Genomic DNA, 7,337 nt, shown 5'->3' on the forward strand with positions numbered 1-7,337 from the left:
GTCATAAGGTGAAGTAGCTTAAGAGCAGCTTGATAGCTAACTAGGCTACCGTTCGAAGTGATAACGCCATCATCAATGACAAAATTCTGGTCGACTTGTACTTTGACTGCTGGGTAATCTCTTTGAAAGCCGTTTTCACCTCCGGCCCAAGTTGTTGCTTTTTTGCCGTTTAAAAGGCCAGCTTCGGCTAACAAATACGCGCCAGAGCAATTACTTGCCATCCAATCTGCCGCCTTTGAGGTAGTTTTAATAAAGTGAATGAGATCTTTATTTTCGATTAGTGCATCCATGTCATAGCTGGATGTTAAAACCAATACGTCGAGTTCCGGCAGATCACCAATCCAAGCATCCACACCAATTTTTAATCCTTCTTCAGTGGTGATGGTTTTCTGATCTGAGACGGAAATGGTGAGCACGTCATAATCACTAAACCAAGTGAGACGACTTGCGACGCCAAAAACCTCTAAAGGCGCAGTAACATCAGAGGTCAGTACGCCATCGTAAACCAGAATACCAATTCGTTTATCTGCGGCATGTGCTGTTTGAAGCATCCCAAAGAATAGGACTAGTGTCGCTATCAATAGTTGTAGTGCATTCTTCAATCCGTTTTTACCCATGGTTTTTTCCTCGTTAACAGAGCATCAAGTTATTGAGGTTCATTATATTTAGGCTAATTAGTGATTGAAGAGCCACTTGGTCTTTACTAAAGTGAATAAAATTCATGAATAGAGTTCATTGGTTATATGGATAAGATACGGTCCCTACGATTTTTTATTGCCACTTTAGATGGCGGTAGTTTTGCTGCGGCTGCCAAAGTGTATGGCACTGACCCTTCGACCGTGAGTAAAGCCATACATCGTCTTGAAAGCGATTTGGGTATACAGCTTTTTCAACGTTCTACGCGACAGAGCCGCCTGACAGAAGCTGGTCGTAGGTACGCAAATACTGCTAGGTTTGTACTAGAGGAGCTGGCGGCATGTGAGGATTCATTAAAAAGTCACAATGATGCGCTTTCAGGGCAGCTTAAGATTAATGTGCCAGTCTCGTACGGTCGCCTCTATATTCGTCCTTTATTAAAAGAGTTTTGTCGCCGCTACCCTAACATCACTATCGATATTCATTACGATGACGCCTACGTTGATATTATTGAGCAAGGTATTGATGTGTCGATTCGCTCTGGTGTCGTTCACGATAGTCAATTGATTGTGCGTCAGCTGAGCCCTATCGATTTTATCATTTGTGCCAGTCAGGATTACTTAGCGCGCCATGGTGTTCCGAGTGGCCCGGATGTATTCAATGACCATTCTTGGGTTCGTTTTCGTTTTAAACAAACGGGGAAACTGTTGCCGATTCGGATGCCAGAACCAGACGGTGCGAGTGAATATGACCCCGAAAGAAACTATATTGTAAATGACGGTGAATCCATGGCAGAGCTTTGCGCAGAAGGCTTAGGATTAACTCAGATCCCTCATTTTATCGCGAGAGACTGGCTTAAATCGGGGCGTTTAGTGCCGATATTTCCGAGCATGCGCCAAGCAGGAAATGGCGTGTATCTTCTCTATGCCAACCGGGAATATGTGCCTGCACGAGTTAGGGTGTTCATCGATTTTATCACTCAAGCAATACAGGATATGGATGAAACGCCATTCCATACTTGGGCTGAAACGTTGCCGATTTATCGACCGAACCAAGGCGATTGAAAACTTCATGTGAGTCTTTGGTTAAAACCCCCTAAGCTATATGGCGCTTTTATTGGTTTTTGTTAGTTTATTGGGCGTTATTATCGAAAAGCGCAGTTTGCTCTTCGTCACTCATAAAGGAAAGACAATGCCAACTAAGATCTTAGTGCCTGCTTTGGCCCTACTTCTCAGCGCATGTGGCGGCGACGGGGAGTCGTCAGCCCCAGCAGAAAGCGGCTCACAAAACACAGGTTCCACATCGTCACAAGGCACATTTGCCGAGCAGATGCTTGCAGCGGTCAACAGCGCCCGCTCTACTACACAACAGTGTGGCGCAACCACCATGCCACCTGTTGGGGCCCTGACTTGGAGCTACGATTTGGAAAGCGCCGCTTATCGACATTCAAGCGATATGGCGAACAGCGATTTCATGAGCCACACAGGCTCTGATGGCAGCAAAATGTCAGATCGAGTTAACGCAACGGGTTATGCTTGGAGCGCCATTGGTGAGAATGTCGCCGTAGGGCAAAGCAGCATTAACGCCGTCATTAATGCTTGGTTATCGAGTGAAGGTCACTGCCTTAATATCATGAGTGCGGATTTTGATCAGATGGGCGCGTCGCTTGTCGAAAATCACTCTGCACGCTACGGATATTACTGGACTCAGGTTTTTGCCAAACAGCGCTAATGCGATAAAGAAGCCTGATAGATAAAATAAAACGCCAGCAGTCACTATCTGCTGGCGTTTTATTATTTACATCTCTTTTAGCTTGTCAGGTTACGAAGTTTTGGGTCATCCGCCAGGTATTCAACAAATTCAATCTCAAAACCGGCAGGGTCAACAAAATACACATTTTTGCGGTATGGTTCATCAGCACCAGGTTGGGCAATCGGATAACCTGCATCGGTTAGTCTTTTGATGATTGCATCGACGTTGTTGGTCACATAAGCAAAATGCGCTAGCCCAACTTGGTGCCCGCTCAACTCGCGGTTTTCTCCTTCGCCATGGTCACTCATGGCTATGTATTGATACTCGTCGCCAAAATGTAGCCAGTTTCTTGGTTTGCCACTCCATTCGCCTTTATCTTCATCACGCACGTACCAATGTGGAAATGCAGTTTGGTAAAACTTCAGCATTTCAGGGATATCTTTCACGACTAAGTTAATATGTTCTAGTTGGATCATGAGGTGCTCCTTTTTGTCATTTTCTAGCCAACAATGAATATGCTAAAACCTCAAGTAAAGTTGAGGTAAAGGGCTTTTTTAAAATTTTTTAGGATTGATATCTTTGGATCTGGATACATTGAGAGATTCGGTGGGTTTGGTGCTTTGAATCTGAGAGCTGGGTTAGGGGCTTGCAACCTTGTTTCACCTTTTATTTATTCGTGCTACTCATTTTCGAGCGAGTTTGTGGTGAGTAGATTCCCAGTCTCACCTAGGTTCGCGGGAATGACGGAAAGATAGTGCTAAACGAAGAGCGTCATTCTGAAAGAGCCTAAGCGAGTATTAAGAATCTATTTGCAGCGCGTTTTGATGCCGGTGGAGTGAATTGAATTATCTGTGACTGTAAAACTTGCCACCTGCACTCGGAATGCTGAGATCTTAAGAGTTTGATATAAGCGAAGGTTAGGTGGGATTGGTGGTTGAATGTTGGGTAAGGTGCTTGCAACCTTGTTTCAACTTTTGTTTGTTCGTGCTACTCATTTTCGATCGAGTTTACGGTGAGTAGATTCCCAGTCTCACCTAGGTTCGCGGGAATGACGGGAAGAGAGCGCTAAGCGAACAGCGTCATTCTGAAGGAGCCTAAGCGAGTATTCAGAATCTACTTTCAGTGTGTTGTTATGTTGCGTTGTGAATTGAATTATCCGCGAGCACAGAACCAGTTCCTCCCTTTTGAGCTCTGCGTGTTGAGAGCTTCGGAGTTTGATACAAGGGGAGGTTAGGTGGGGTTGCTGGTTTGAGGTTGAATGTTGGGTAAGGTGCTTGCAACCTTGTTTCAACTTTTGTTTGTTCGTGCTACTCATTTTCGATCGAGTTTACGGTGAGTAGATTCCGAGTCTCACCTAGGTTCGCGGGAATGACGGGGAGAGAACGATAAACGAACAGCGTCATTCTGCAAGAGCCTAAGCGAGTATTCAGAATCTATTCGCAGCGCGTTGTGATGCTGGTGGAGTGAACTGAATTATCCGTGATTGTAGAGCCATTCCCTCCAGTTTGAACTCGGAGCGCTGAGAGATTTGCTTACACCTCTCCCCAAACCAAAAAAGCCAGCAGTTAATATCTGCTGGCAAAGTCTTTGGGCTTCTAGGTTTTTTGATTGTATTTCTTGTTACTCATCGCTGTCACGGTGCCCCGATTGGTTTTCCGGGGAAGAAAACACAGCACCGTGCGCTTTGTGCTCAAGAAATTGGAGATTAACCTTGCTTACGGATTAGGTAGTCAAATGCGCCTAAGCTTGCTTTTGCACCTTCACCCATCGCAATGATGATCTGTTTGTAAGGAACGGTTGTTGCGTCACCAGCTGCGAAGACACCTTCTAGGCTAGTATCGCCACGGCTACCGACTTCAATTTCGCCACGCTCAGATAGCGCTACTTCTGAATCTTTTAGCCATTCAGTGTTCGGTACTAGGCCGATTTGAACAAAGATACCTGACAGTTCAATCTCTTTGATTTCATCTGTGTTGCGGTCTTTGTACTTCAAGCTTGTTACGCGAGTACCGTCACCCACTACTTCTGTTGTTTGCGCCATCGTGATGATGTCTACGTTTGGTAGTGAGTTCGCTTTGTCGATAAGTACTTGGTCTGCGCGAAGTACGTCTGCGAATTCAAGAACCGTTACGTGTTCTACGATACCAGCAAGGTCGATAGCTGCTTCGATGCCAGAGTTACCACCACCGATAACCGCAGTTTTCTTGCCTTTGAACAGTGGACCGTCACAGTGTGGGCAGTACGCGACACCTTTGTTGCGGTACTCTTGCTCACCCGGAACGTTCATTTCACGCCAGCGTGCGCCAGGGCTTAGGATGACACTCTTACTCTTCAGCGTTGCGCCGCTTTCAAGTTGGATGTGAATCAAACCATCTTCTGTGTGTGCTGCGCCCATTAGCTTCTCAGCTTGTTGCTCAGTCACGACGTCTACGTCGTATTCTTTTAGGTGTTCTGCTAGGTCTGTTGCTAGTTTTGGACCTTCAGTACGTTTTACTGAAATGAAGTTCTCGATTGCCATGGTGTCCATAACCTGACCACCAAAACGCTTAGCAACAACGCCAGTACGAATACCTTTACGAGCAGCGTATAGTGCAGCTGCGCTACCACCAGGACCACCGCCGACAACAAGTACATCGTATGGGTCTTTTTCGCTCAGTGCTTTTGCCGCTTTCTCGCTCGCGCCGTCATCCACTTTGTTTAGGATTTCAGTCAGAGACATACGGCCTTGACCGAATAGCTCACCGTTCACGAATACACTTGGTACGGCCATGATGTCGCGTTGTTTCACTTCATCTTGGAACAAGCCACCGTCGATCATGGTTGCTTTTACTTTCGGGTTGATCGCCGCCATCATGTTGAACGCTTGAACCACGTCCGGACAGTTTTGGCACGACAGTGAAATGAAGATTTCTACGTCTAGATCTTTGTCTAGTGCTGCGATTTGCTCAATCACTTCTGGTTCTAGTTTGATTGGGTGACCGCCAGAGTGAAGCAGTGCCAAAACTAGAGAGGTAAATTCGTGACCCATTGGCAAGCCTGCAAAGCGTAGTGCTGTGCCTTTTGCTGGGTTAGTTACCGCCATCACTGGTTTACGTGCGCTTGCGTTGTCGTCACGTTCAACAGTGATTAGGTCGCTCATCTCTGCGATTTGGTTCGCTAGAGACAAAATGTCATTCGATGCTTTGCTTTCATCTAGACTAACCACTAAACGAACTTCTTCTTTTACATTAGCCAGATATTGTTTGAGTTGTTGTTGGATCGCTTGGTCTAACATAGTTGTTACTACCTTAATTAAATAGTTACCAATCAAAACAAGTATTTGTTCATTCTTGCTAGCTAAAATCGTTGATAACTGCGTTATAGATTTTGTAGTTAGAGTAACTAGCTATCGAAAATCTATGCCTGGTTCTAAACGATTTTTTCTACGCAATTACTGCACACCTACTTATTCAGATAGGTAATAAAAAGTGGTTACTGTAGATAAAACCTGAGGGGGAGAGAGCAAATCAGGCAGAAGGTCGTCAAGGTATCTAACCTGAAGTGCTCTCTAATTCAGTTCTAATCAGAAAAAGGAAATCGGAACTGATTAGAACTTAAATTTCAGTGGCTTAGATTTTGCCAACTAGGTCTAGTGATGGAGCTAGTGTCTCTTCACCTTCTTTCCATTTTGCTGGGCAAACTTCGCCTGGGTGTGCTGCTACGTATTGAGCTGCTTTCACTTTGCGTAGTAGGTCTTCTGCGTCACGACCGATACCTTCAGCAGTGATTTCCATTGCTTGGATAGTACCTTCGGGGTCGATTAGGAACGTTGCACGGTCTGCAAGACCTTGACCTTCACGCATCACACCGAAGTTGTTTGTGATGTTGCCTGTTTGGTCGCCAAGCATGTAGTACTGAATCTTACCGATTGTGTCTGAGCTGTCGTGCCATGCTTTGTGAGTGAAGTGTGTGTCAGTTGATACTGAGTAAACTTCTACGCCACGTTTTTGTAGCTCTTCGTAGTGGTCTGCTAGGTCGCCCAGTTCTGTTGGACATACAAACGTAAAGTCTGCTGGGTAGAAGAAGAATACTGCCCATTTACCTAGGACGTCTTGTTCTGTTACTTCAACGAATTCGCCGTTTTTGTACGCTGTAGCTGCAAATGGTTTGATTTGAGTATTAATCATAATTTACTTTCCTTTGAATGTTTTAAGCTGAGCTGTTGTTGCTTTCGGAAAGTATATTCTCATCGGAGTGTGTTTAAGGAAAATCGCTTATAACTATCCTATTGATAGCCATTTCCTATTTCACTTGATAGGGAAATCCGATGTAAGTGAGTTTGCATTGATAAGTTTTATTGAAGATGAAGGCAGATTAGCAATAGAGAATACCGATGATTACTTTGAGTAGATCTTCTCGCTAAGATCGAAGGAGCCTGCATCTCGGCAGGCTCTTTCTAATAGGAAGTGGTGAAGCGGATGCTTCTATCTTGTTAGCTCAGATTTTCGAGCACTTTGCCGCACAGTTTCTTCAGCATGATCATTTCATCCAGCTCTAATGTGATTTTACACATCATGGCGTTTGGCACCGACTTAGCTTGTTCTTTAAGTTTACGACCTTGCTCTGTTAGGTTGAGTACGCGAACGCGTTCATCGGTTTCACTTCGGCCGCGCTCCACATAGCCTTTTGCTTCTAAGCGTTTAAGCAGCGGCGTGAGTGTGCCTGAGTCCAAATGCAGTTGAGACCCCAATTCTTTTACGCTGGCACCGTCTTTTTCCCATAGCACCATCATCACTAAGTACTGCGAATAAGTCAGATCAAGCTCGTCCAACAACGGGCGGTAAGCTCGGCTCACTGCGTTTGCAGCGCTGTAGAGCGGGAAGCAAACTTGGTTTTCGAGTAAGAGTTTATCGTCGTCGGTCATGGTGTTGTCGGTGTAACACTGGCTCATTGGCGTTGCCTACCTGCTC

Annotated in this window: 7 protein-coding genes; 2 read left to right on the top strand and 5 right to left on the bottom strand. The window is 45.3% G+C overall.

Annotation, left to right across the window (positions count from 1 at the left end):
- Window positions 1-617 (bottom strand): DJ-1/PfpI family protein (locus CAG68_RS04565; RefSeq protein ID WP_161440829.1); only part of this gene is annotated, 617 nt, incomplete at its 3' end.
- Window positions 618-743: 126 nt separating this feature from the next.
- Between CAG68_RS04565 and CAG68_RS04570 the strand changes: the two genes are divergently transcribed.
- Both CAG68_RS04570 and CAG68_RS04575 read left to right on the top strand, forming a co-directional pair.
- Window positions 744-1,700: a LysR family transcriptional regulator gene (locus CAG68_RS04570; protein WP_042522258.1), complete on the top strand. Its 957-nt coding sequence runs from the start codon at window positions 744-746 to the stop codon at window positions 1,698-1,700.
- Window positions 1,701-1,827: 127 nt separating this feature from the next.
- Window positions 1,828-2,367: a CAP domain-containing protein gene (locus CAG68_RS04575; RefSeq protein ID WP_017634523.1), complete on the top strand. Its 540-nt coding sequence runs from the start codon at window positions 1,828-1,830 to the stop codon at window positions 2,365-2,367.
- Window positions 2,368-2,444: 77 nt separating this feature from the next.
- Here the strand turns inward: CAG68_RS04575 and CAG68_RS04580 are convergent, their stop codons facing one another.
- The 4 genes from CAG68_RS04580 to CAG68_RS04595 form a co-directional block, all read right to left on the bottom strand.
- A complete protein-coding gene (locus tag CAG68_RS04580; protein ID WP_086047171.1) occupies window positions 2,445-2,864 on the bottom strand; it encodes a VOC family protein in 420 nt (139 codons plus the stop codon).
- A 1,229-nt stretch (window positions 2,865-4,093) separates the two neighbouring features.
- Window positions 4,094-5,662, bottom strand: a complete 1,569-nt coding sequence (ahpF, locus tag CAG68_RS04585; RefSeq protein ID WP_005374617.1) for an alkyl hydroperoxide reductase subunit F — start codon at window positions 5,660-5,662, stop codon at window positions 4,094-4,096.
- Between the two features lie 334 nt (window positions 5,663-5,996).
- Window positions 5,997-6,554, bottom strand: coding sequence for an alkyl hydroperoxide reductase subunit C (gene ahpC, locus CAG68_RS04590; RefSeq protein WP_005374632.1), 558 nt, complete (start codon window positions 6,552-6,554; stop codon window positions 5,997-5,999).
- 305 nt (window positions 6,555-6,859) lie between these two features.
- Complete coding sequence (locus CAG68_RS04595; protein WP_161440830.1) at window positions 6,860-7,318, bottom strand: transcriptional regulator, SarA/Rot family; 459 nt, start codon at window positions 7,316-7,318, stop codon at window positions 6,860-6,862.
- Window positions 7,319-7,337: the final 19 nt, after the last annotated feature.

This window comes from Vibrio sp. V42_P2S4T144 (genome assembly GCF_009904715.1).
Lineage (GTDB): Bacteria > Pseudomonadota > Gammaproteobacteria > Enterobacterales > Vibrionaceae > Vibrio > Vibrio alginolyticus.

What these genes read in the sequence shown, in the direction of transcription:
- CAG68_RS04570 (WP_042522258.1), top strand. Translation starts at nt 744, where the DNA reads ATGGATAAGATACGGTCCCTACGATTTTTTATTGCCACTTTAGATGGC.
- CAG68_RS04575 (WP_017634523.1), top strand. Translation starts at nt 1,828, where the DNA reads ATGCCAACTAAGATCTTAGTGCCTGCTTTGGCCCTACTTCTCAGCGCA.
- ahpC (WP_005374632.1), bottom strand. Translation starts at nt 6,554, where the DNA reads ATGATTAATACTCAAATCAAACCATTTGCAGCTACAGCGTACAAAAAC.
- ahpF (WP_005374617.1), bottom strand. Translation starts at nt 5,662, where the DNA reads ATGTTAGACCAAGCGATCCAACAACAACTCAAACAATATCTGGCTAAT.
- CAG68_RS04580 (WP_086047171.1), bottom strand. Translation starts at nt 2,864, where the DNA reads ATGATCCAACTAGAACATATTAACTTAGTCGTGAAAGATATCCCTGAA.
- CAG68_RS04595 (WP_161440830.1), bottom strand. Translation starts at nt 7,318, where the DNA reads ATGAGCCAGTGTTACACCGACAACACCATGACCGACGACGATAAACTC.